Genomic DNA, 20,236 nt, shown 5'->3' with positions numbered 1-20,236 from the left:
CTACTTCAGGGCGGCTTGGGCCTGCTGGACGGCTTTCGTCCAGGCCTGGTCGACGGTGTCGGTCCGTTCCTCGATCCGCCCGAGGGCGCGGCCGAACTCCGGCCGGACGTCGGCATCGCGCAGGCCACGGTAGTTCGGGCGCAGCTGATCGGCCGAAGCGGCGAAGATCCGCCCGGTCGGCGCATCGCCGAAGTACGGGTCGGCGTGCGCGAGGACCTCCGGATCCTCGTACACCGCGGGCTCGCTGGGCAGGATGCCGTCGGAGAGGAAGAGCTTCTTCTGCTGCTCCGGGGCGGTCAGCCAGCGGGCGAGCTCGTACGCCTCCTTCTGGTGTGCGCCCTGCTTCGGCACGGTGAGGAACGAGCCGCCCTGGTTGCCGCTCTTGCCGGGCACGGTGGTGACGTCCCACTTGCCGCGGTTGGCGTCCCCGCCGGCTTCCTTGATCTGGCTGAGCATCCACGCGGGACAGGCGACGGTGGCGAAGGAACCCTGTTTGATCGCCACGTTCCACGCCTGGGTGAACGTGGTGGCCGCCGCTGTCTGCCCCTTCTCGGCGAGGCCGCCGGAGAGGAAGAAGGCGCTGCGCACGCTCGGGTTGCGGTCGGCGATGAAGGAGTCGTCACGCTGGGAGAAGTAGTTCTCCGGCGATTGGTTGAGCATCGCCGTGTAGACGGTCCCGGCGGAGTCGGCGAACTTCACGTTCGGCGTCTGGGCGGTGAACCGCTCGGCGGTGGCGGCGTAGGCGGCCCAGTCGGGCATCAGCTTCGCCACCTCTTCGCGATCGGTCGGCAGGCCCGCGGCCTGAAACAGATCGCGCCGGTAGCAGAGGGCGAGGCTGCCCATGTCCGTGCCGAGGCCCAGCACGAAGGCGCCGTCGGTGCCCTGCGCCCACTTCCACGGCACCCACTGCTTTTCGAGTTCGCGGGCGCCGTAGCCGGCGAGGTCGGCGAACTTGTCCTTCGCCTTCCGGTACTGCGGCATGTACTGCTCTTCGATCGCGACGACGTCGGCGGCGCCACGCCCGGTGGCGAGCTGCGTGGCGAGCCCCTTGTGGTGGGTGTCGAAGTCGGTGACGCGGTTCTGCACCGTGATGTCCGGGTGCAGCTTCTCGTACTCGGCGATCAGGGGCGCGTAGCCGAACTCACCGAAGGTCGCGATGGTGAGCTTCGTCTTCCCCCCGGCGTCCCCAGCGTCACCCGGAGTGCAGGCGGCGAGCGGGAGCAACGCGGCGACCACGAGGGCGGTCCGGCGGGCGATCGTTCGCAACAGGCTTCCTCAGATCACACCGGCCCGCACGGCGTACGCGACCGCGTGCGGCCGGTTGCGCAGGTTGAGCCGGTTGGTCATGGCGTAGATGACGTTCTTCACGGTCCGTTCCGAGTAGCAGAGCTTGCCCGCGATCTCGGCAGTGTCCCAGCCTTCGGCCATCAGGCGAAGCACATCCACCTCGCGCGGCGTGAGTGCCGCCCCGCCGCCCTCGTTGGCCAGGGCCTCGACCTGCTCACGCAGCGAAGACGAGCGGCCCCGCGCCGCGCCGAGCACGTTCGCGGTCAGCCGGTCGAGCGCGGTCCGCGGCAGCACGGCGGAGACGTGGCAGTCGGCGAGCACGCCCACGTGCTCGGGGTCGACATGCCCGGCGACCAGCACGATCGCGGCCGGCGACTCGGCGGCCGCGGCCCGCAGCGCGGCGACGGCCTCGCGGTCGACCTCCCCGACGGCGAACACCAGCACCGCCGCCTCACCCCGGCGGGCGCGCGGCAGGACCAGCAGCTCCGGGCGCGACTTCAGGTGGTTGGTCAGCCCGGTCAGGGCGATCGGGTCGGATGCCCACGCCGCCACTCGCACCTGGTCCATCGAACCCTCCCCGCCCACGACGAAACCTGACTCGGGCCAGTCTGCTGAGGACGCCTTCACGAATCCTCTAACGCCGGCGGGACCTTCTTCACACCGTGAAGTTTGGCCGTCGACTACGGTCGAGGGGACACATCGACGAGTGAAGGGACCGATGAACCGCCGAAGTCTTGCCGCCCTCGGGGTGGCGTTCTCCATCGTGGCCGGGTGTCTGCTGGTCTCGGGCCTGCAACCGCGGATCGTCTCCGGGCTGGCGGTGCCGCTGACCTCCGATCGGCCGGTTCCTCCTCCTCCGCCGGCGGCTCCTCCTCCCGCGGCGCCCACCCCCACCTCGCGTCTCGAGCGGCCGGACGGCTGCGCGCCGCTGGTCGGCGGGCTCGACGTCCGCGCCCAGGTGGCGCAGCTGGTCGTCGTGGGCGTCTCCGGCGACAACCCGGCGGCGACGGTGTCCCTGGTACGTGATCACCAGGTGGGCGGGATCTTCATCGGGGGTAACGCAACAGCGTTGTTGAAAGATCGCTCGCTGGCCGCGGTCCAAGCCGTGGCCCGGGTGCCGGTGGCGGTGTCGGTCGACGAGGAAGGCGGCCGCGTCCAGCGCATCGACGACCTCGACGGCGAGCTGCCTTCGGCCCGGACGATGGCCGCGACCAAGTCGCCCGACGAGGTCCGCGCGCTGGCCGCCGAGCGAGGCCGCCAGCTGCACGCCCGCGGGGTGACGGTGGACTTCGCCCCGGACACCGACGTCACGGGCGCCCCGGACGACGACGTGATCGGCGACCGGTCGTTCAGCCCGGACCCGGCCCGGGTGAAGACGTACGCGAAAGCGTTCGCGGAGGGCCTTCGCGACGCGGGTGTCCAGCCGGTGCTGAAGCACTTCCCCGGCCACGGCCACGGCTCGGGCGACTCCCACAAAGGCACGGTGGTCACGCCGCCGCTCGACAAGCTGCGCGCGGTCGACCTGGTGCCGTACCGCGGCCTGGCCGACTACGGCCCGGTCGCCGTGATGGTCGGCCACCTCGACGTGCCGGACCTGACCAACGGCCTCCCGGCGTCCCTCTCGCCCGCCGCGTACCAACTGCTGCGCGGCGAGTTCGCGTTCACCGGCCCGATCGTGACGGACGACCTCGGGGCGATGAAGGCGATCACCGCGCAGTACTCGCTGCCGGAGGCGGTGCTGAAGGCGCTGCAGGCCGGCGCGGACGAGGCCTTGTGGTCCTCCGGGGGCCGGGTGGACGAGGTGCTGGACCGGCTGGTGAAGGCCGTGCAGGCCGGCGAGCTGCCGAAGACGCGGGTGCAGGAGTCGGTCGCCCGGGTGTTGCGGGGCAAGGGGCTCTGCTGACGTTCCGGGACATCCGGCTTGACCCCGCCCCTGGGGGAGGGTTCGACGATGGTTCGCATGACCGAGAACGCACTGCGCACCATCGAAGCCCGGATCCGCGCAGAGATCGCCGCCCGCTGCGAGGCCGACCACATTCCCGGGTTCGTCGCCGGCATCCACCACGCCGGCGCACAGATCGTCTTGGCCCACGGCACCGCGAACGCCGCCACCGGGGCCCCGGTGCGCGAGGACACCGGGTTCCTCTTCGGCTCGGTGACCAAGGTCCTGACCACCACGCTGGTCCTCCAGCAGGTCGAACGCGGGCTCCTGGACCTGGACGCACCGGTGGCGAAGTACCTCCCGAAATTCGCCCTGCGCACGCCCGGCGCCGCGGACCGGATCCTCGTCCGGCACCTGATCTCGCACACCAACGGCATCGACGCGGACCTCTACTTCCCCGACGCCTCGGGCCGCGACGCCCTGAAGACGTACGTCGAGGGCCTGGCGAGCAGCTGCGGCACCCTGTTCGAGCCCGGTGAGCAGCTCAGCTACTCCAACGGCGGCATGATCGTCGCGGGCCGGCTGCTGGAGGTGGTCACCGGCTTGCCCTTCCCGGAGCTGCTCGAGCGGGACGTCTACGCCCCCGCCGGGATGAAGGACTCCAGCACCTCCGCCGCCCGGGCCATCCTGCGCGGGACCGCGATCGGCCACTTCCCGGATCCCACCACCATGACGCCCCGGCCGACGGACATGTTCATGCTGCCTGACACCTGGGGGCCGGCCGGTGGCACGCCGATCGGCACCGTCACCGACCTGCTCGCGTTCGGGCGCACCCACCTCGCGGGCGGGGTGTCGCCCGCCGGAGCCCGCCTCCTCTCCGCCGAGTCGGTCGCGCTGATGCAGCGGGTGTCGCACGACATGGCCACCCCGAACGTCCCGCCGATGGGCCTGGGCTGGGTCCGGTACCCCTTCGGCGACACGACGGTGCTGGCCATGTCGGGTGCCTCGCCCGGTGGCGTGGCCATCCTGTGCGTGGTGCCCGGGCACGACCTGGTCTTCACGGCCTTCGGCAACACTCCCGGCGCCATCGTGCTGCAGGACCGGATCCTGCAGCTGCTCCTGCGCGACCACCTCGGAGTTCCGGTGCCTGCCGTCCTCACCGAGCCGGAGCCGGACGTCGATCTCGCGCCCTACGTGGGCACCTACCGCTCCGACCAGCTCCGCATCGACGTCAGCGTCGTGGACGGCCGGCTTGAAGAGCGCATGACGTACGAGCCGGCGGACGAGGCGCAGGAGCGGATTTTCACCGCGTTCGCCGGTGGGGCGACCTCGGCGCCGCCGCGGTACTACGTGCCGATCCGCCCCGGGCTCTTCGCGCCCGCCGGCTACCCGCCGGAGACGTTCGACGGCTACCTCCGCCTCCTGCTCGTCTCCTACCACGACCTGCGCAACGGCCGGGCGCGCTTCCGCAACGGCGGCGGCCGCCTGACCCGGCGGGTTTGACCGATGTCCTGGAAGGATGCGCGCATGATCACGATCGGCCGGCTCGCGGACTACGCCGGCGTGACCGTCAAAGCCGTGCGGCACTACCACGAGCGCGGCCTGCTCGCCGAGCCCGGCCGCGACTCGTCGGGTTACCGGCGCTACACCGCGCAGCACGCCATCGACCTGGTCAAGATCCGGACGCTGGCCGCCGCGGGGGTGCCGCTGGCCCGGATCAAGGACCTCCTCGACGCCGACGAAGCCACGCTCGCGACCGCCATCGCCGAAATCGACGACGAGCTCGAGGAGCGCATCGCGCAACTGCGGCGGACCCGCGACCAGCTCGCCCAGCTGCGCGGCGGCGACCGGCTCTTCGTTTCCCCGGAGGTCGCCGAGTACCTGGACGACCTGCGCGAGCTCGGCGTCAGCGAGCGCCACCTGCGCCTGGAACGCGACGGCTGGATCCTCATGCGGACGGCCTCGCCCGGGGACGCCGCCCGGTGGATCGCCGAGAAGCGGGATCTGTTGGCGGACGCCGAATTCCGGGCCCTCTGCCTCGAGCACGACGCCGCTTACGACTGGGCGGCGGATGATCCCCGCCTGCCCGGGCTCGCGGACCGCACGCGGAACTGGTTCGCCGGGCGGCCGGAATCCGCCGCGGCCGGCAATCCGGCGATGGCCCGGCTGGCCGCGGAGTCCTTGCCCGGCGGGTCTTCGCCGGCCTGGGATCGTCTTGCCCGGCTGATGGCGGAGCGGTGAGGCCTCGGCCGGCGTTTTCGGTTGTGTGGAAGGAATCGTCGTAGTCACACCAACGACGTTACCGAACACGCGTTCGAACGTCACCGCTGAATCGGGTGAACCTCGGGAAGAGATTTCGGTCGCGAATTCCCTTGTGGTGCAAGGGAAACAGCAGCGTGGCGACGTGAGCAGCCCCCGATTTACACGCTACCGGTTGCCACCGACAAAAACCGGAAGCCGGACGCGGCTAGACTTTCCCGCGACGGCACCCGGAGCAAGGAGCGGCATGGCGAACCTCGGCGGTACCTTCACCCTCGGCGGCGAACTTTCCGTTACCCGCATGGGTTACGGCGCCATGCAACTGGCCGGGCCCGGTGTGTGGGGGCCGCCGAAGGACCACGACACCGCCGTCGCCGTGCTGCGGGAGGCCGTCGATCGCGGGGTCACGCACCTCGACACCAGTGACTACTACGGCCCCCACACCGTGAACGCCCTGATCAAGGAAGCCCTGCACCCCTACCCCGAATCGCTCGTCATCGTGACGAAGGTGGGGGCGCGGCGGAGCGCGGACAAGGGCTGGCCGCCCGCGCTGTCGGCCGCGGAGCTCACCGAGGCCGTGCACGACAACCTGCGCAACCTCGGCGTCGACGCGCTCGACGTCGTCAACCTGCGGCTCAGCAACGCCGCCGGCGACTACCCCGTGCCGATGTCGCTCGCCGAACCCTTCGGGGTGCTCGCCGAACTGCGCGAGCAGGGGCTGATCCGGCACCTCGGCGTCAGCCACGTCAGCGCCGAGCAGCTCGACGAAGCGAAGGCGATCGCGCCCGTCGTCTGCGTGCAGAACCAGTACAACCTCGCCCACCGCGAGAACGACGACCTCGTCGACAAGTGCGCCGCCGAGGGGATCGCCTTCGTGCCCTACTTCCCGCTCGGCGGGTTCAGCCCGCTGCAGTCCGGGCTGCTCGACGACTGCGCCGCGCGGGTCGGTGCCACGCCGATGCAGGTCGCGCTCGCCTGGCTGCTGCGGCGGTCGCCGTCGATGCTGCTGATCCCCGGGACGTCGTCGCCCGGGCACCTGCGGGAGAACCTCGCCGCCGCCGATCTCGAACTGCCCGCCGACGTTCTCGCCGATCTGGACCGGATCGGCGCCGCCTGATCGCTACGCTGAGCGCTCGGACTGGCACGAGGACGGAGAAGCCGTGGCGGAGTGGGGCGATCTGGTCGCTTACATCAGGGAGTCGTACCGGGTGGTGCGCGACGAGCCCGACGAGCTGCGCATCCGCCTCGTCTTCGGCGACGATCCCGACACCGAACAGCGCGCCCAGATCGTGGTGATCGCCCGCGAGATCCTCGACCAGCGCGAGGACTGGGTGCAGATCGCCACGCCGTTCGCCCGCCACGACGAGGTCGACCTCCTCGAGGTGCTGACCGAGGTCGGCGAGGCGATCGTCGTGGGCGGGCTGGCGGTGATGGGCGAACACGTCGTGCTCCGGCACTCGCTGCCGCTGATCAACCTCGACATCAACGAGTTCACCGATCCGCTCGAGCTGGTCGCCGGCGCGGCCGAACTGCTGGAGCAGCAGTTCACCGGCCGCGACGACTACTGAATTCCGGGGCGCTGCCCTCCTTGCGAGCAGTGAGCGGAACCACCGCCACCGCGGCGGCCACGGCGAGCGCGGCACCCAGGCCGAGCGCCGCGGCCGCCGTGCCGGTGCCGAGGTAGAGGCCACCGAGCAGGGCGACGCCCAGGGTGCCGCCGAGCTGCTGCACCGCGTTGAGCAGCCCGGCGGCCGAGCCCGTCTCGTGCGGCCGCACCCGGCTCAGGGCCGCGGTGAAGAACGGCACCGTGAACGTCCCCATCCCGAGCCCGCACAGCGCCAGCGCCCACGGGTAGGCGCCCACCCCGCCGGCTTCCATGGCCAGGATCCCGGTCACCAGCAGGGTCAGCCCGGCGAACATCACGCGCGAGCCGAACTTCGGCACCAGCCGGGCGCCGGCGACGTACGACGACACCGCGAGCCCCGCCGAGAGCGGCAGCAGCGTCAGGCCCGCGGTGCGGACGTCGGCGCCGGACCCGAGCTGGAGCTGCATCGGCACGACCTGCATCAGGCCGGTCATCACCGCGAAGAACAGCAGCGAACCGGCGAGCGCCGCCGGGAACCCGCGGTGGGCGAACAGGCTCCGCTCGACCAGCGGCGCGGCCGCACGGCGCTGCTGGAAGCCGAACACGACCAGCAGCACGGCCCCGGCCGCGAGCAGGCCCCAGTCCGTTCCCGCGGGATCGATCAGCGGGTAGACGAGCAGCCCGGCCCCGCCGACGACGAGCAGCGTGCCGGTGACGTCGAGCCGGGGCCGGGTGGCGGCGCGGTCCTCCCGCAGCAGCCGCGCGGCGAAGAGCACCGCGAGCCCCAGCGGAACGTTCACCAGGAACACCGCCCGCCACGACACCGCCTGCGTCAGCAGGCCCCCGAGCAGCGGGCCGGTGACCGCGGACAGGCCCATGACCGGCCCGATGGTGCCCAGCGCCTTGGCGAGTTCGCCGCCGTCGAAGAGGGCCCGGATGAGGCCGATGGTCTGCGGGATGATCAGCGCGGCCGCCGCGCCCTGCACCGCGCGGGCCGCGATCAGCGGCCCGGCGGCCGGGGCGGCCGCGCAGGCCAGCGACGCGAGCACGAAGCCCGCCACGCCGATGCGGAAGATGCGGGCCCGGCCGAAGATGTCGCCGAGCCGGCCGCCGGTGATGAGGAAGACGGCGAAGGGCAGGGTGTAGGCCGCGCTGAACCAGGGGATGCCGGCGGCCGGGCCGCCCAGGTCGGCGTGGATGGCCGGGCCGGCGACCTGCACGATCGTGGCGTCGAGCAGGTTCATCGCCTCGGCGACGAGCAGCACGGCCAATGCGGCCCAGCGCCGCCGGTCACGCGTGATGGTGGGCAAGGGTGGCTCCTTTCGTTCGACGCCCACCCTGACAACTCGGCCGCTCAACGTTCCATCTTCTGGCACTAGTTGGCGTATTTCTTCCGTCCAATACGGTTCAATGAGGGATATGACCACGCTGGATGCCGTCGATCGCGCGCTGATCCACGCGCTGCACATCGACGGCCGGGCGCCGTTCACGAAGATCGGCGACGTCCTCGGCGTCTCGACGCAGACGGTGGCGCGGCGCTACCGGCGTCTTCGTGCGGAGGCGTCGCTGCGCGTCGTCGGCCTGCCGGACCCGCAGCGGGCGGGGCAGGCCGAGTGGATGGTCCGGCTGACGGCGACCCCGCACACGGCACAGGACCTGGCCCAGGCGCTGGGCCGCCGCGCCGACACGGCGTGGATCAAGCTGATGTCGGGCGGCACGGAGATCTGCGTGAACGTGCACACGCCGGCCGCGAGCGACCACGCGTTGCTGCTGCGCGACATCCCGCGCACGGCGAGCATCACCGCGGTCTCGGCGCATCAACTGCTGCACCGCTACTTCGGCGGCCCGACGGCGTGGCTCGGGCGGGCGAACGCCCTCGACGCGGCCCAGGTCGCAGCCCTCACGCCGGTGCACGCGAGCCCGGGCAAACCGCTGACCGCCACCGACGACGCCCTGATGGCGGCCCTGCAGCGCGACGGCCGCGCGGGCCTGGCCGAGCTGGCCACGGCGACCGGCTGGTCGGCGGCGACCGTCGCGCGCCGCCTGGCCGACCTCCAGGCGGGCGGCACGGTGTTCTTCGACCTGGAGATCGCCCCGGAGCCGCTGGGCGTGACGACGCAGGCGCTGCTCTGGATGGCAGTGGCGCCGGCCGGCTGGACCGGGTGGCCCGGACGCTGGCGACGCACCCGGAGCTCGCGCTCGTCGCCGCGACGACGGGCCCGGCGAACCTGGTCGCGCAGGCGCTTTGCCCGGACGCGGCCGCGCTGCACCATTACCTGACGCACCGGCTCGGGGCACTGGACGCCATCCGGACCCTGGAGACGGCGCCTGTGCTGCGGACCGTCAAGGCGGCCGCCTCGCGCTGAGGGTGCGGATGCTCTTGCAGTGCAGGTCAGGACGGTTTCTGCTGGAGACGGCACCCCTGCTGCGGACCGCGCCCCCGCGCTGTCCTAAGTGGACTTGACGTCGACCAGGTGGTCCAGCATGCCGCGGACGGCTTCGAACTCCCGGACCTCCTGGCGGCAGTCCGGGCACGCCGAAAGGTGCCGCTCCACCCGGGCCGTCTCGGCGGCGTCGAGCAACCCCAGGCTGTACGCCCCGAGGTCGGTCCGGTCGTACCGGCCCATGGATCGCGTCTCCGTTCCGCGTCCCGTGAAGAACGCCCGCACTGTCCCGATGTCTCCAGGGTCCTGAGCGGGACGCTTCATCGGCGAAGTTCCCCGGTTTTCTACCCGAACGGCCGACAACTTCAGGGGGCAAACAGCCCATGTGAGTGACACCGATGGTCACGGAGTTCACCCGTCCGAACACGGAAAGCTTTTGTGCCCCCAACTTCACCGATTCGGCGTCATGGGTCCCCGGCTCGCTCGTCGGACTGGCGTCGGACCGGAATTTCCCGGCTTCGACCTGGGCAAGAAGGCGATCCGAAAGAGGAGAGCGATGACCGTACGGAGCCACCGGGCGGACGACGTCGTGGACGAGGTCGGGGTGTGGCTGGCCGGGGAGTTCGCGGGGCGTCTCCCCGCGTCGGAGATCGACCGCGTCGTCCGGACGACGCGGCTCGACCTCGAGGGGAGCATCGCGCCGGAGGAGCTCGGGGAGATGCTCCACCGGCTGGGCCGGGCGAGACTGCAGCGCATCCTGCACGTCGCCCCGGTCGCGCAGCTGAGGATTCCCCAAGCGCGGTGACGTGCCGGGCGGGCCACGCGGCTTGGGTGCCGCGTCGCCCGCCCCGCGGCGCACCCGTTCTCCAAACGTCACCAGGGACGTTCGCGCACAACCCTTGCCCGCGGCACCCGAGCGACCTTGACTGGACTAGACCAATCTGCTCTAGTCACCGTGTCACGTTCGTCTCGGCCGGATGAGCACCCCACCCCTCGACACCGGGCGCCTGCGCGCCCGGGTTCCGTCGTGGCCGAAGGAGTGAGTCTTGAGAAGACGCCTTGTCGCGGTCCTGTCCGCTGTTGCCGCCGTTGCCGGCCTCGTGTTCGGCGTGCCCGCCGTCACCGGGCACGCTTCGCAGGCGGCCGCCGCCTCGTGCAGTGCGCCGAACTGGGTTGCGGGCCAGTGGTACGACGTCGGTGCCGTCGTGCGGTACACCAACGGCGGCTACTACCGCGCCAAGAACGCCAACCCCGGCTACGACCCCGTCATCAGCACCTGGTACTGGGAGCCCTACAGCTGCGACGGCGGCGGCGGGAGCACCTGCAGCTACCCGAACTGGGTGGCCGGCCAGTGGTACGACGTGGGCGCGATCGTGCGCTACACCAACGGCGGCTACTACCGCGCCAAGAACGCCAACCCGGGCTACGACCCCGTCATCAGCACCTGGTACTGGGAGCCGTTCAGCTGTGGCGGCGGCACCGATCCCGGCAATCCGGGTGCCTTCGTCGTGAGCGAAGCCCAGTTCAACCAGATCTTCCCGGGCCGGAACTCCTTCTACAGCTACAGCGGCCTCACCGCGGCGCTGTCGGCCTACCCCGGCTTCGCCACCACCGGCAGCGACACCGTGAAGAAGCAGGAAGCCGCGGCCTTCCTCGCCAACGTCAACCACGAAACCGGCGGTCTCGTCTACATCGTCGAGCAGAACACCGCCAACTACCCGCACTACTGCGACTGGAACCAGCCCTACGGCTGCCCCGCCGGCCAGTCCGCCTACTACGGCCGCGGCCCGATCCAGCTCAGCTGGAACTTCAACTACAAGGCCGCCGGTGACGCGCTCGGCATCGACCTGCTGGGCAACCCCTGGCAGGTCGAGCAGAACTCGGCCGTCGCCTGGAAGACCGGGCTCTGGTACTGGAACACCCAGAGCGGCCCCGGCTCCATGACCCCGCACAACGCCATGGTCAACAGCCGCGGCTTCGGCGAAACCATCCGCAGCATCAACGGCTCCATCGAGTGCAACGGCGGCAACCCCGCCCAGGTCGAGAGCCGCGTCTCGAAGTACCGCCAGATCGCGTCGGTCCTCGGCGTCGACCCCGGCGCCAACCTGTACTGCTGAGCCGTCGGGCGGGCGGGGGCCACTTCCCCGCCCGCCCGCTCAGCCGGCGAGCCGGTCGGCGATCAGCCGGATGACCGCCGCCGCTTGGTCGTTCAGGTAGAAGTGGCCGCCCGGGTACGTCTTCAGCTCGAAGGCCGCCGACGTCCGCTCCGCCCACTCCCGCGCCTCGGCCTCGGTGACCTTCGGGTCCTGGGCGCCGACCAGCGCCACGATCGGGCAGCCGACGTCGGGGCCGGGCCGGTAGTGGTAGAGCTCGGCGGCCTTGTAGTCGCTGCGCAGGGCGGGCAGCACGAGGCTGCGGATGTCTTCGTCGTCCAGCACCGATGTGTCGGTGCCGCCGAGCCGCTTGACCTCGGCCAGCAGTGCTTCGTCGTCCTTCTCGTGGATCCGCTCGTCACGGGGCGCCGACGGCCCTCGCCGCCCGGAGACGAACAGGGTGAGCAGCTTCGTGCCCCGCGCTTCGAGCCGCCGCGCGACCTCGAAGGCCAGGCTGGCGCCCATGCTGTGGCCGAAGAACGCCACCGGCCCGGTGATCTCCGGGGCGAGCACGTCCGCCAGCCGGTCGGCGAGCACGAACAGGTCGTCGACCGGAGCTTCGGTGTGCCGGTCCTGCCGGCCGGGGTACTGCACGGCCAGCACCTCCACCGCGGGCGCGAGCGCCGCCGAAACGGGGTGGAAGTAGCTCGCCGCCCCTCCGGCGTGCGGGAAGCACACGAGCCGCGGCGACGCCGACGGCGCCGGGTGGAAACGCCGGACCCACGCGGACGCGTCGAGGGAAATCGTCATGGCCCCCAATCTGGCAGGCCGCCGGGCCGGCGTCGACCCCTCACGTGCGCGGCCGGCGGCCCGGCAGGCCCCCGGGATGCGGCCGGGAGCCCGCCGGTGCCGATCAGCCGGGCAGCGTCACTCCGCCCGCCACAGGGCCGGGACGGCCGGGGGTTCCCAGCCGGGCTGCGCGGTGTGCGCCTGCAGGCAGACGTAACCGCGGCCGCCGTAGGTGACCCGGGCGCCCGCCGGGTACGCGGTGCCCACCGCCCACGAGGTGCCTCCGGGCGGGGTGGCGGTGGTCGGCGTGGAGGACGTCGGCGTGGGCCGCGTGGACGTCGGTGCCTGCGCGACGTCGAGCACGAAGTCGAAGGCCGCTTCCTTCGCCGAGCCGTTGTCCCGCACGGTCATCAGCAGCCGCGCGTCGAAGATCGTGTCGGTGTTGTTGCGCGGCTCGCCGGGGAAGTAGAGCTGCGTGGTCACGACCGGCCGGCCGGGTGCATGCACCTTCACGTGGATGTGCCGGGTCCGGCCCGGGTAGAGGCCCGGCACGATCGTGGACAGCGTGAACGCGCCCTGGGCGTTGGTGTACTGGTGCCCGCGGAAGGTGTAGCCGGTGTTGTCGTAGGCGCCGTTGACGTCGGCCTGCCAGAAGTCCAGCAGCGCGCGGTTGACCGGCAGGCAGGCGCGGCCGAAGACGTAGCCGGTCACGGTCAGCCGCGTGCCCTGGGTGCCGGGCGTGACGAGGTTGGTCCGTTCCGGCGAGTTCGGCTTGAAGTACGGCCCCTCGGTCTGCTCGATCGTCGGATCGTCGTCGTCGTGGCACGCCGGCGTCAGCTCCGGTGCCGTGCCGCCGACGGCGTTCGCGCGGGCCAGCGCCGGGCCGCCGAGCAGCGCGACCGGCGCGGCGACACCCGCGGCGAGCGCGGCCTTCAGCACCGTCTTGCGGCTGAGCTTGTTCTCCTCGTCCATGCCTGCTCCTCGTGGGATCGGGGGATCCCTCGAACGTAGGCAGCGCACGGGCGGGCGGCGATGGACTGGATCGGTCAGTCGTGGTGCTTCTCCCCGCCGCGCCGGAAGTCCCCGGGGCTCAACCCGGTCTCGCGGCGGAAGAACCGGCAGAAGTAGGCCGGGTCGGCGAACCCGACGCGGCTCGCCACCTGCCGGACGGTGAGGTCCGTCCGGAGCAGGAACCGCTGCGCCTCCCGGGTCCGGGCCTCCCGCAGCAGCTGCGCGGCGGTGCGGCCGGTCGCGGCCTTCACCGCCTCGGTGAGGTGGCCGGGGCTGACGCCGAGGCGTTCGGCGTGCGCGCGCACCGACCACGGCCCCGGTCCGGGGCGGCCGGCGAGCCGGACGAACTCCGCCGCCACCGCGCCGGCGGGTTCAGGCGGCGGCGTTCCCAGCAGCCGTCCCGCCCGCACGACCAGGACGTGGACCAGCGCCCGCAGCACCGACTCCGTGCCCCCACCGCCGCGGTGGTACTCGTCCTCGAGGTCGGCGACCAGCCGGGCGACCTGGGCGTCGGCGTGCTCGTCCAGGTGCAGCCACGGCCGTTCGCTCAGCCGCCGCAGGAGCTCGCGATCGGCCGGGTGGTCGAGGAGGAAGTCGTCGGTGAACAGCACGACGTGCCCGGTGAGACCCCGGACGCCGGCCCACTGGTGCACCTGCCCGGGCGCGATGACGCCGAAGTGCGGCGGCCGCAGCGGCCAGCGCGCGGTGTCGACGACGTGCGCGCCGGTGCCGCCGGTGACGTGGACGAGCTCGTGGAACGTGTGCCGGTGCGGGAAATCCGCGCGGGACAGCGGCCCGATCGTGTCGAACGTGCCGACGGCGAACGGGAGCGTGTGCGGGGCGGGGACCTCGAGCCGGTGCATCGGCAGCTCCCCCGGCCGCGGAGGCCGGCAGGGCGTCCCGGGCGGAACCGTCGTACCGCGCATGGCCCGCAAGTCTAAGTCGGTCCCCGTGCTGTTCGCCGGGTTTGCCCCGATGATCGCAATCCGATCGTCGGGTACCGGACCGCAGAACGGGGCTGGTCCACAGTGGACCAGCCCCGTTCAGTGGTACTGCGTTACCGCGTCACGCGCGGCTGCGGCGCCGGTTGATCAGCAGCATCAGCGCGCCGCCGCCGAGCAGCAGGCCGCCGATGCCGAACGGAACCGCGGCGTCGACACCGGTGTTGGCCAGCTCGCCGCCACCGGAGGGGGCACCGCCGGGCGTGCTCGGCACGGTGGTGGCCGGGGTGGTGGCGGGCGCCTCGGTCCAGCTCGCGGCCGCCTTCGCGGCCACCTCGGTCTTCTCCGAGTCGGCGACGATCAGCGACTGCGCCGGCTGCTTCGCGTAGTTCTCCGCGACGAACAGGCGGCCGGTGTCCACCTCGCCGGTGGCCTTGAGCGAGAACGAGCCGTTGCCCGGCTTGGTGCCGGCCGGGACGTCGACGAACAGCTTGCTGCCGTCCTTGACGTCGGTGCCCTTGACCTCCTTGCCGTCGGCGTCGGTGACCTTGACGCCGTCGGGCAGCTGGGTGGTCAGCGACGTGACGGCACCGTTCGTGGCGACCTGGAACGGGCCGATCTTGGTGCCGGCCGTGCCCGCGGTCTTCGGCCCCGCGATGTCCAGGACCGGCTTCGGCTGCGCGCCGATGCCGGTGTTCTGGTCGCCGATCAGGTAGCTGTACAGCGCGGCGACGTCGGCGTTGGTCTCGGCCGGGTTGTCCTCGGCCAGCGGCTTCTTCAGGTCGAGGTTCACGCCGTCGCTGAAGTGCCACACCGCGGCCTGCGTCCCGGTGATCGCCTCGGCCTCGGTGAGGCCGTCGTGGACCTTGACACCCTGCTTGGCCAGCTCGGCTTCCACCGCGTCGAGCCCGAGGGCCGGGTAGCCGTGGTGCAGCACCCAGTTGAGCTTGTCGCTGTTCTTGCGGAACGGCGAGCCGGCGTTCGGGTACTTGTTCCACGGCGTCTCGACCATGTCGACGTCGTCGCGGGCGTGGGTGGTGAACTCCACGCAGTAGAGCTTGAGCGACTTGCCGTCCGACAGCTTGAAGCTGAACAGCTTGGCGTAGGGGTCACCCTGGTCGGTGTTGACCCGGTAGACGCGCTTGCTCGTGGCCTCGTCGATCCGGCCGCGTGCGGCGCCGTCGTCCGCGAGGGCGAAGGGGGCGCTGACCATGACCGCGGCGGCCGCGGCGAGCACCGCGATCCCGCCGCGCGCGAAAGCTGACCTGACCTGCATAAATCTCCTATCCGAGCCCGAACCACGCCGTTAGGGCCGCGTGAGATCACCAACCCCGACCACGGCGGCCACCGATTCGGGTGAGTGATCACCCGGTCAAGCGAATCGCAGCATACACAGACCTCACAGGGGGCTACACACGGTGCCCCCATAACACCATTCACTTTCGAAAATCCCCTGAATGGGGCGCGAATTCAGGCGCCGAAATACCCGCCGAACAGGATTTCGGCGATCTTCGTGGTGGTCTCCTTGCCGACCTCATCGCCGCCGGAGATCACCCCGGTGTCGTTCATCAAGGCCAGGGTGTACCGCTCGCCCGGCCCCGCGAAACCGACCGAGTTCATGATCCACGAACCGTCGTCGTTGTCGTCTGACCAGCCGTTCTTGTTCCCGGGCCGGGCGGCGGGCCCGGCGCCCCAGACGCCCCACTGCTGGTTGGCGTCCACGGTGCGCAGTTCCCCGACGAGGTGGTCGCGCAGGCGCGGGGGCAGGGTCAGGACGTATTCGATCAGCCGGTCCAGGTCGTCCGCCGTGGTGCGGATCCAGCCCCAGTGGTGCGGGTGGCGATCACTGAACCGCATGTCGGTCATTCCGTATGCCGGAAATCGCCGCGCGAACTCGGCTTCGCCGCCGAAACGGGTCCACAGCGCGTGGGCGGCGGCGTCATCACTGGAATGGAGCATCCGGTGCATCGCGTCGCGGTCTCCGGCGGTCAGCTTGATCGCGCCGGAGTCCTCCCGCAGCAGCAGGTCGACGGCCATGGCCAGCTTCGGCGTCGAGCAGGCCCAGATCAGCGTGCCGGCGGCCGGGCTGCGGTGGACGGCGCCGGTCCGGCGATCCCGGAGCACGATCCCGGTCACCCCGGGCCGGCTGTCGGCGTAGGCCTGCGCCCGCGCGATCCGCGCCCGCAGGTCCGGGCCGAAGGGGTCGGCGTCCCGCGGGCCACCGCCGCCGCCGGCGGCCGGCGACGGCGACGGCGACGGCACCAGCGCGAAGGCCGCCAGCAGCGCGGTGAGCAGGAGCTTGCCCATGGAGTCTCCCGGGTGAAGGCGAGCGGGTGGTTCCGCCCTGAAGACTCGCACGGACGACGGGGCGCGGCGAGCCCCGCTCGGCTCACCCGGCAGCGGCCGCCGCCGCCGTGCTGCCCGGCACGGCGGCGGCGGCCCCGATCAGCGCGTCCGCCCTACGGGTTGACGGTCAGGAGATGGGCCCGGAAGCCCTCGCCGTAGGTCTTGGTCGGCGTGCCGGTGTAGTCCTCGATCAGCACGTTGCCGCCACTGCAGCCCCACGGGTTCCACGTCCAGGCCGTGTAGCCGAGGTTGTGCGCGTCCAGCCAGGCCAGCACCTGGTCGACGTAGTCGTGCCCGCAGCTGTTCTGCCCGATTTCCCCGGCCTGCACCGGGACCTGGGCCGCGACCGGCCCGATCTGGCTGTCCCAGCAGGACACCGTGACGCAGGCATTGAAGTTGTAGGAGTGCCAGGACGCCATCAGGTTGCCCGCCGGGTCGGCGGGCCGGTAGGTCAGCCACTGCGTGAGGTCGTTGGTCCAGGTGAGGCCGGCCGTCATCACCACGTTCTTGGCGCCGGTCGCGCGGACCGCGTCGACCAGCTCCTGCATCCCCGCGACGGGGTAGCCGATCCCCGTGCAAGTGCCGCCGTCGCGCAGGCACTTCCACTCGGCGGCCGCGTCGGACCAGCCGCCGGCCGCGTCCGGGTAGGGCTCGTTGAACAGGTCGAACACCACGGCGTCGTCACCCTTGAACGCGGTGGCCACCTGGGTCCAGAACGCCGGCGCGTACTGCCGGTCGGGCATCGGCTTCTGACAGGTCGCGTTGACGTCGGTGCAGGCGGAGGAGTTCCCGGTGTACTGGCCGTGCGTCCAGTGCAGGTCCAGGATCGGGTTGATCCCGTTGGCCTCCAGCAGTTTCGCGTAGTCCTTGACGGCCTGCTGGTAGGGGGCGCCACTGGGCGAGCCGGACAGGCCGAGCCAGCAGTCCTCGTTCAGCGGGATCCGCACCGCGTGGATGTTCCACGCCTTCATCGCGTCGACCGACGCCTGGTCGACCGGGCCGCTGTCCCACATGCCCTTGCCCTGCACGCAGGCGAACTCGCCGCTGGACCGGTTGACGCCGAGCAGCCGGTAGGTCTTCCCGGCGGCGGTGAGCAGCTTGTTGCCCGAAACGTGCAACGCGGGTGCCGGGCCCGGCGGTGGCGTCGTGGTCGTGGTCGTGGTGGGCGTCGTCGGGAGCGTGCTGGGCGTCGTGGCCGTGGTCGGCGGCGTCCCGGTGCACGCGGCGCCGTTGACCGCGAAGTCGGTGGGCGTGGTGTTGGTGCCGCTGTAGGAGAAGTTCGCGCCGGTGTTGACGGAACCGCCGGCCGGGATGGCGCTGTTCCAGCTCGCGTTGGTCACGGTGACCCGCTTGCCGGACTGCGTCCACGTGCCCGACCAGCCCTGCTGGAGCGTCTGGTTGCCGGCGTACGAGTAGGTCAGCGTCCAGCCGTCGACCGCCGCGGAGCCGACGTTGGCGATCCCGACGGTGAGGCTGAAACCGCTTCCCCAGTCGTTGGCCGAGTAGGTGACCCGGCAGGCGAACGCGGCGCTCGTCTCACGCGCGGACGACACCGCGGTCGTCGACGTCACGACCACCCCGGCGGCGACCGCGAGCCCGGCAACCGCAAGCACGGCAGGACGTTTTCCGGCTCTTCCCCACATCGGCACTCCCTTGTGCACACTGGCGGCGGAGCTTCTGGGAGCGTTCCCAGAGCACGGTCACACCGTCGCTTCCCCGGCCCCGGCTTGTCAATCTCCCCCGTCGACAAAGCGGCCGATTCAGGCGAACAGCGTCCGGCGCGTACGCCCATCGCACGCAGCCGTCTCCCCCGGCCGGAGTCCGTGCCCCGGCGGCTACGGCCGCCACGGGCGGTAGCCGCCGGGCTCGGCCGTGAAGACGGCTTCCCCCTGGCCGAGGGCGGGCAACCGGCGCCGGAAAGCCGCGGTCGCGGCCGCCGGCACTGAGCCGCGCAGCCGGGCGACACCGGCTTCGGCCACCGGCGGCTCGCACACCGCCTCGAGCTTGGCCAGCGCGAGCACCGCCGCGCCGGCGACGTGCTCGGGCACTTCGAGGTCGAACCGATCCACCGGCTCGTACACGCGGGTCCGCGCCCGCGCGAACGCCAGCGAGAGCAGCCGCGCGGTGACTTCGCGGAAACCGCCGGCCGTGCTGAGCGGCGGCTGGAACCCCGAATGGGTCAGGGTGACGACGCAGTCGGTGACCTCCCAGCCGTGCGGGCCGCACCCCGCCGCGCGGTACACCGTTTGCTCGATGGCGGTGTGGAAGGCCCGCGGGAGCGAGCCGCGTTCGACGCCCAGCTCGTACCGGACGCCGCTGCCGGTCCGGCCCGGAGCCACCCGCAGCCCGACCGTGGCGACCGGATCGGTCGGGCCGAGCCGGTCCAGGAACTGGGCCGCTTCGCCCACCCCGACGGGCTTTTCGACGTGGATCGGCGCCGGCGGCGCGAAGCCGGCCACCAGCCCGAAATCCTCGCGCAGCCGCTCGAGGAGCACCTCGATCTGCACTTCGCCGTAGGTCCGGACCGACAACGCGCCGCGGTCGACACGAAGGCCGAGCAGCGGGTCCTGGTCGCACAGCTCCCGCAACGCCCGGTGCAGCCGGGTTTCCTCGCCGGGCCGCGCGGTGACGACCGAAACGAGCCCGGGCGGCGGGAACAACCCGGCGTCCGCCACGCCATCGGGGGAACCGAGCCGGTCGTCGACCCGGACGTCGCCGAGCCCGGACAGCCGGATCAGGTCCCCCGCGTCCGCACGGGTGACTTTGGCGCCGGCGAGGATCATCGCCGTTATCCGGCGCCGGCTTCGCTCGACCGTGCCGTCTCCGGTGCGCCGGAAGAGCTCCACCCGGTCGCGCACCCGGAGCGTCCCGCCGTGCACGCGGGCGTAGGCGATCCGGTCGCCGCCGCGGCCGCGTTCGATCTTGAAGACGGTCGCGCGGAGCCCGGCGCCCGGCACCGCGGTGGGCAGGAAGTCCACGATCGCGGTCACGAGCTCGGGCACGCCGGCGCCGGTCACGGCCGAGCCGAGGAACACCGGATACGCCTCGCCGGCCGCCACCTGACGGCGGAAACGGTCATCCGCGATGCGCGGCCGGTCGCGAACGGTGAGCTCCGCGCGGCCGGCCGCCTCGACGGTCACCATCGGCACCATCGCGCGGGACAGCTTCTTCCGCAGGCTTTCGAGCACCCCGGCCGGATCGGCCCCCGCCTGGTCGAGCTTGTTGACGAACACCAGCGTCGGCACGCGCAGCCGGCGCAGGATGCGCCAGAGGATCCGGGTGCTCGCCTGGACGCCCGCGGGCCCGGAGACGACCAGGACGACGCCGTCGAGCACGCCGAGCGCGCGTTCGACCTCGGCGACGAAGTCGGCGTGCCCCGGTGTGTCGATGACGTTGACCGTCCGGTCGCCGGCCCGGAAGGAGACCACGCCGGTGCTGATCGTGATGCCGCGACGCCGTTCGATGTCAAGGGTGTCGGTCTGGGTGTTGCCGTCGTCGACGCGGCCGAGCGCACCGACCGCGCCGGTGTCGAACAGCAGCCGCTCGGTCAGGCTGGTTTTACCGGCGTCGACGTGGGCGAGAATTCCGATGTTCAAAGAGGGTTCGGGCAACGAGGGCTCCAGCTTCCGCAACGCGTACTCGGGATTCGGCGGTGGTGC

Annotated in this window: 19 protein-coding genes and 1 pseudogene; 9 read left to right on the top strand and 11 right to left on the bottom strand. The window is 71.8% G+C overall.

Features of this window, described 5'->3' with window-relative positions; genetic code table 11:
* Together C2L58_RS08625 and C2L58_RS08620 are read right to left on the bottom strand one after the other, a co-directional pair.
* The gene (locus C2L58_RS08625) at positions 1-1,266 is read right to left on the bottom strand and encodes an ABC transporter substrate-binding protein (protein WP_103336992.1); all 1,266 of its coding nucleotides are present in this window, start codon (positions 1,264-1,266) and stop codon (positions 1-3) included.
* Positions 1,267-1,275: 9 nt separating this feature from the next.
* Positions 1,276-1,854: a helix-turn-helix transcriptional regulator gene (locus C2L58_RS08620; RefSeq protein WP_103336991.1), complete on the bottom strand. Its 579-nt coding sequence runs from the start codon at positions 1,852-1,854 to the stop codon at positions 1,276-1,278.
* Positions 1,855-2,005: 151 nt separating this feature from the next.
* On the opposite strand from C2L58_RS08620, the gene C2L58_RS08615 reads away from it, so the two are divergent.
* The 5 genes from C2L58_RS08615 (at position 2,006) to C2L58_RS08595 (ending at position 6,996) form a co-directional block, all read left to right on the top strand.
* On the top strand, positions 2,006-3,190 hold the full coding sequence (locus C2L58_RS08615) for a glycoside hydrolase family 3 N-terminal domain-containing protein (RefSeq protein WP_369904170.1): 1,185 nt from the start codon (positions 2,006-2,008) through the stop codon (positions 3,188-3,190).
* A gap of 57 nt (positions 3,191-3,247) precedes the next feature.
* Positions 3,248-4,672 carry a serine hydrolase domain-containing protein gene (locus C2L58_RS08610; protein ID WP_199191163.1) on the top strand — a complete coding sequence of 475 codons (1,425 nt, stop codon included), beginning with the start codon at positions 3,248-3,250 and terminating at the stop codon, positions 4,670-4,672.
* A gap of 24 nt (positions 4,673-4,696) precedes the next feature.
* Positions 4,697-5,410: a MerR family transcriptional regulator gene (locus tag C2L58_RS08605; RefSeq protein ID WP_103336988.1), complete on the top strand. Its 714-nt coding sequence runs from the start codon at positions 4,697-4,699 to the stop codon at positions 5,408-5,410.
* Positions 5,411-5,675: 265 nt separating this feature from the next.
* The gene (locus C2L58_RS08600; protein WP_103336987.1) at positions 5,676-6,545 is read left to right on the top strand and encodes an oxidoreductase; all 870 of its coding nucleotides are present in this window, start codon (positions 5,676-5,678) and stop codon (positions 6,543-6,545) included.
* A 43-nt stretch (positions 6,546-6,588) separates the two neighbouring features.
* Complete coding sequence (locus C2L58_RS08595) at positions 6,589-6,996, top strand: hypothetical protein (protein WP_103336986.1); 408 nt, start codon at positions 6,589-6,591, stop codon at positions 6,994-6,996.
* Here C2L58_RS08595 and C2L58_RS08590 read toward each other — a convergent pair.
* Positions 6,974-8,323 (bottom strand): MFS transporter, encoded by a 1,350-nt coding sequence (locus tag C2L58_RS08590; protein WP_103336985.1) that lies wholly within the window; start codon positions 8,321-8,323, stop codon positions 6,974-6,976. The two genes, C2L58_RS08595 and C2L58_RS08590, sit on opposite strands and share 23 nt — an antisense overlap.
* Here C2L58_RS08590 and C2L58_RS50290 point away from each other — a divergent pair.
* Both C2L58_RS50290 and C2L58_RS50285 read left to right on the top strand, forming a co-directional pair.
* A pseudogene (locus C2L58_RS50290) lies at positions 8,211-9,029 on the top strand (Lrp/AsnC family transcriptional regulator); the annotation flags it as partial. The gene C2L58_RS08590 and the pseudogene C2L58_RS50290 overlap by 113 nt on opposite strands.
* A gap of 146 nt (positions 9,030-9,175) precedes the next feature.
* Entirely contained in the window at positions 9,176-9,379 is a 204-nt protein-coding gene (locus C2L58_RS50285; protein WP_233225622.1) for an Lrp/AsnC ligand binding domain-containing protein, read from the top strand.
* An 84-nt stretch (positions 9,380-9,463) separates the two neighbouring features.
* On the opposite strand, the gene C2L58_RS08580 is transcribed toward C2L58_RS50285, so the two are convergent.
* Positions 9,464-9,721, bottom strand: coding sequence for a zf-HC2 domain-containing protein (locus tag C2L58_RS08580; RefSeq protein ID WP_233225621.1), 258 nt, complete (start codon positions 9,719-9,721; stop codon positions 9,464-9,466).
* 232 nt (positions 9,722-9,953) lie between these two features.
* Between C2L58_RS08580 and C2L58_RS08575 the strand changes: the two genes are divergently transcribed.
* Both C2L58_RS08575 and C2L58_RS08570 read left to right on the top strand, forming a co-directional pair.
* Positions 9,954-10,202 carry a hypothetical protein gene (locus C2L58_RS08575; protein ID WP_103336983.1) on the top strand — a complete coding sequence of 83 codons (249 nt, stop codon included), beginning with the start codon at positions 9,954-9,956 and terminating at the stop codon, positions 10,200-10,202.
* Positions 10,203-10,497: 295 nt separating this feature from the next.
* Complete coding sequence (locus C2L58_RS08570) at positions 10,498-11,514, top strand: glycoside hydrolase family 19 protein (RefSeq protein WP_103336982.1); 1,017 nt, start codon at positions 10,498-10,500, stop codon at positions 11,512-11,514.
* A 39-nt stretch (positions 11,515-11,553) separates the two neighbouring features.
* On the opposite strand, the gene C2L58_RS08565 is transcribed toward C2L58_RS08570, so the two are convergent.
* The 7 genes from C2L58_RS08565 to C2L58_RS08535 all read right to left on the bottom strand — a co-directional run bounded on the left by C2L58_RS08565 (position 11,554) and on the right by C2L58_RS08535 (position 20,188).
* Positions 11,554-12,300, bottom strand: a complete 747-nt coding sequence (locus C2L58_RS08565; protein ID WP_103336981.1) for a thioesterase II family protein — start codon at positions 12,298-12,300, stop codon at positions 11,554-11,556.
* Positions 12,301-12,417: 117 nt separating this feature from the next.
* Positions 12,418-13,251, bottom strand: a complete 834-nt coding sequence (locus tag C2L58_RS08560; RefSeq protein WP_103336980.1) for a dioxygenase family protein — start codon at positions 13,249-13,251, stop codon at positions 12,418-12,420.
* A gap of 74 nt (positions 13,252-13,325) precedes the next feature.
* On the bottom strand, positions 13,326-14,153 hold the full coding sequence (locus C2L58_RS08555; RefSeq protein ID WP_103336979.1) for a helix-turn-helix transcriptional regulator: 828 nt from the start codon (positions 14,151-14,153) through the stop codon (positions 13,326-13,328).
* Positions 14,154-14,355: 202 nt separating this feature from the next.
* The gene (locus C2L58_RS08550; RefSeq protein ID WP_103336978.1) at positions 14,356-15,507 is read right to left on the bottom strand and encodes a Cys-Gln thioester bond-forming surface protein; all 1,152 of its coding nucleotides are present in this window, start codon (positions 15,505-15,507) and stop codon (positions 14,356-14,358) included.
* A 194-nt stretch (positions 15,508-15,701) separates the two neighbouring features.
* Entirely contained in the window at positions 15,702-16,538 is an 837-nt protein-coding gene (locus C2L58_RS08545; RefSeq protein ID WP_103336977.1) for a serine hydrolase, read from the bottom strand.
* Positions 16,539-16,690: 152 nt separating this feature from the next.
* On the bottom strand, positions 16,691-18,190 hold the full coding sequence (locus C2L58_RS08540; protein ID WP_103336976.1) for a cellulase family glycosylhydrolase: 1,500 nt from the start codon (positions 18,188-18,190) through the stop codon (positions 16,691-16,693).
* Positions 18,191-18,412: 222 nt separating this feature from the next.
* On the bottom strand, positions 18,413-20,188 hold the full coding sequence (locus C2L58_RS08535; RefSeq protein WP_103337124.1) for a GTP-binding protein: 1,776 nt from the start codon (positions 20,186-20,188) through the stop codon (positions 18,413-18,415).
* Between the last annotated feature and the right edge of the window lie 48 nt (positions 20,189-20,236).

It is taken from the genome of Amycolatopsis sp. CA-126428 (assembly GCF_002904335.1).
Taxonomy (GTDB): domain Bacteria; phylum Actinomycetota; class Actinomycetes; order Mycobacteriales; family Pseudonocardiaceae; genus Amycolatopsis.
The sequence above is the reverse complement of the archived record's forward strand: the minus strand, read 5'-3'. Positions and strand labels throughout refer to the sequence as shown.

Excerpts from the sequence above, each read along its gene's own strand:
- C2L58_RS08610 (WP_199191163.1), top strand. The coding sequence starts at position 3,248 with ATGACCGAGAACGCACTGCGCACCATCGAAGCCCGGATCCGCGCAGAG.
- C2L58_RS08600 (WP_103336987.1), top strand. The coding sequence starts at position 5,676 with ATGGCGAACCTCGGCGGTACCTTCACCCTCGGCGGCGAACTTTCCGTT.
- C2L58_RS08580 (WP_233225621.1), bottom strand. The coding sequence starts at position 9,721 with ATGAAGCGTCCCGCTCAGGACCCTGGAGACATCGGGACAGTGCGGGCG.
- C2L58_RS08560 (WP_103336980.1), bottom strand. The coding sequence starts at position 13,251 with ATGGACGAGGAGAACAAGCTCAGCCGCAAGACGGTGCTGAAGGCCGCG.
- C2L58_RS08615 (WP_369904170.1), top strand. The coding sequence starts at position 2,006 with ATGAACCGCCGAAGTCTTGCCGCCCTCGGGGTGGCGTTCTCCATCGTG.
- C2L58_RS08565 (WP_103336981.1), bottom strand. The coding sequence starts at position 12,300 with ATGACGATTTCCCTCGACGCGTCCGCGTGGGTCCGGCGTTTCCACCCG.
- C2L58_RS08555 (WP_103336979.1), bottom strand. The coding sequence starts at position 14,153 with ATGCACCGGCTCGAGGTCCCCGCCCCGCACACGCTCCCGTTCGCCGTC.
- C2L58_RS08605 (WP_103336988.1), top strand. The coding sequence starts at position 4,697 with ATGATCACGATCGGCCGGCTCGCGGACTACGCCGGCGTGACCGTCAAA.
- C2L58_RS08550 (WP_103336978.1), bottom strand. The coding sequence starts at position 15,507 with ATGCAGGTCAGGTCAGCTTTCGCGCGCGGCGGGATCGCGGTGCTCGCC.
- C2L58_RS08575 (WP_103336983.1), top strand. The coding sequence starts at position 9,954 with ATGACCGTACGGAGCCACCGGGCGGACGACGTCGTGGACGAGGTCGGG.
- C2L58_RS08545 (WP_103336977.1), bottom strand. The coding sequence starts at position 16,538 with ATGGGCAAGCTCCTGCTCACCGCGCTGCTGGCGGCCTTCGCGCTGGTG.
- C2L58_RS08620 (WP_103336991.1), bottom strand. The coding sequence starts at position 1,854 with ATGGACCAGGTGCGAGTGGCGGCGTGGGCATCCGACCCGATCGCCCTG.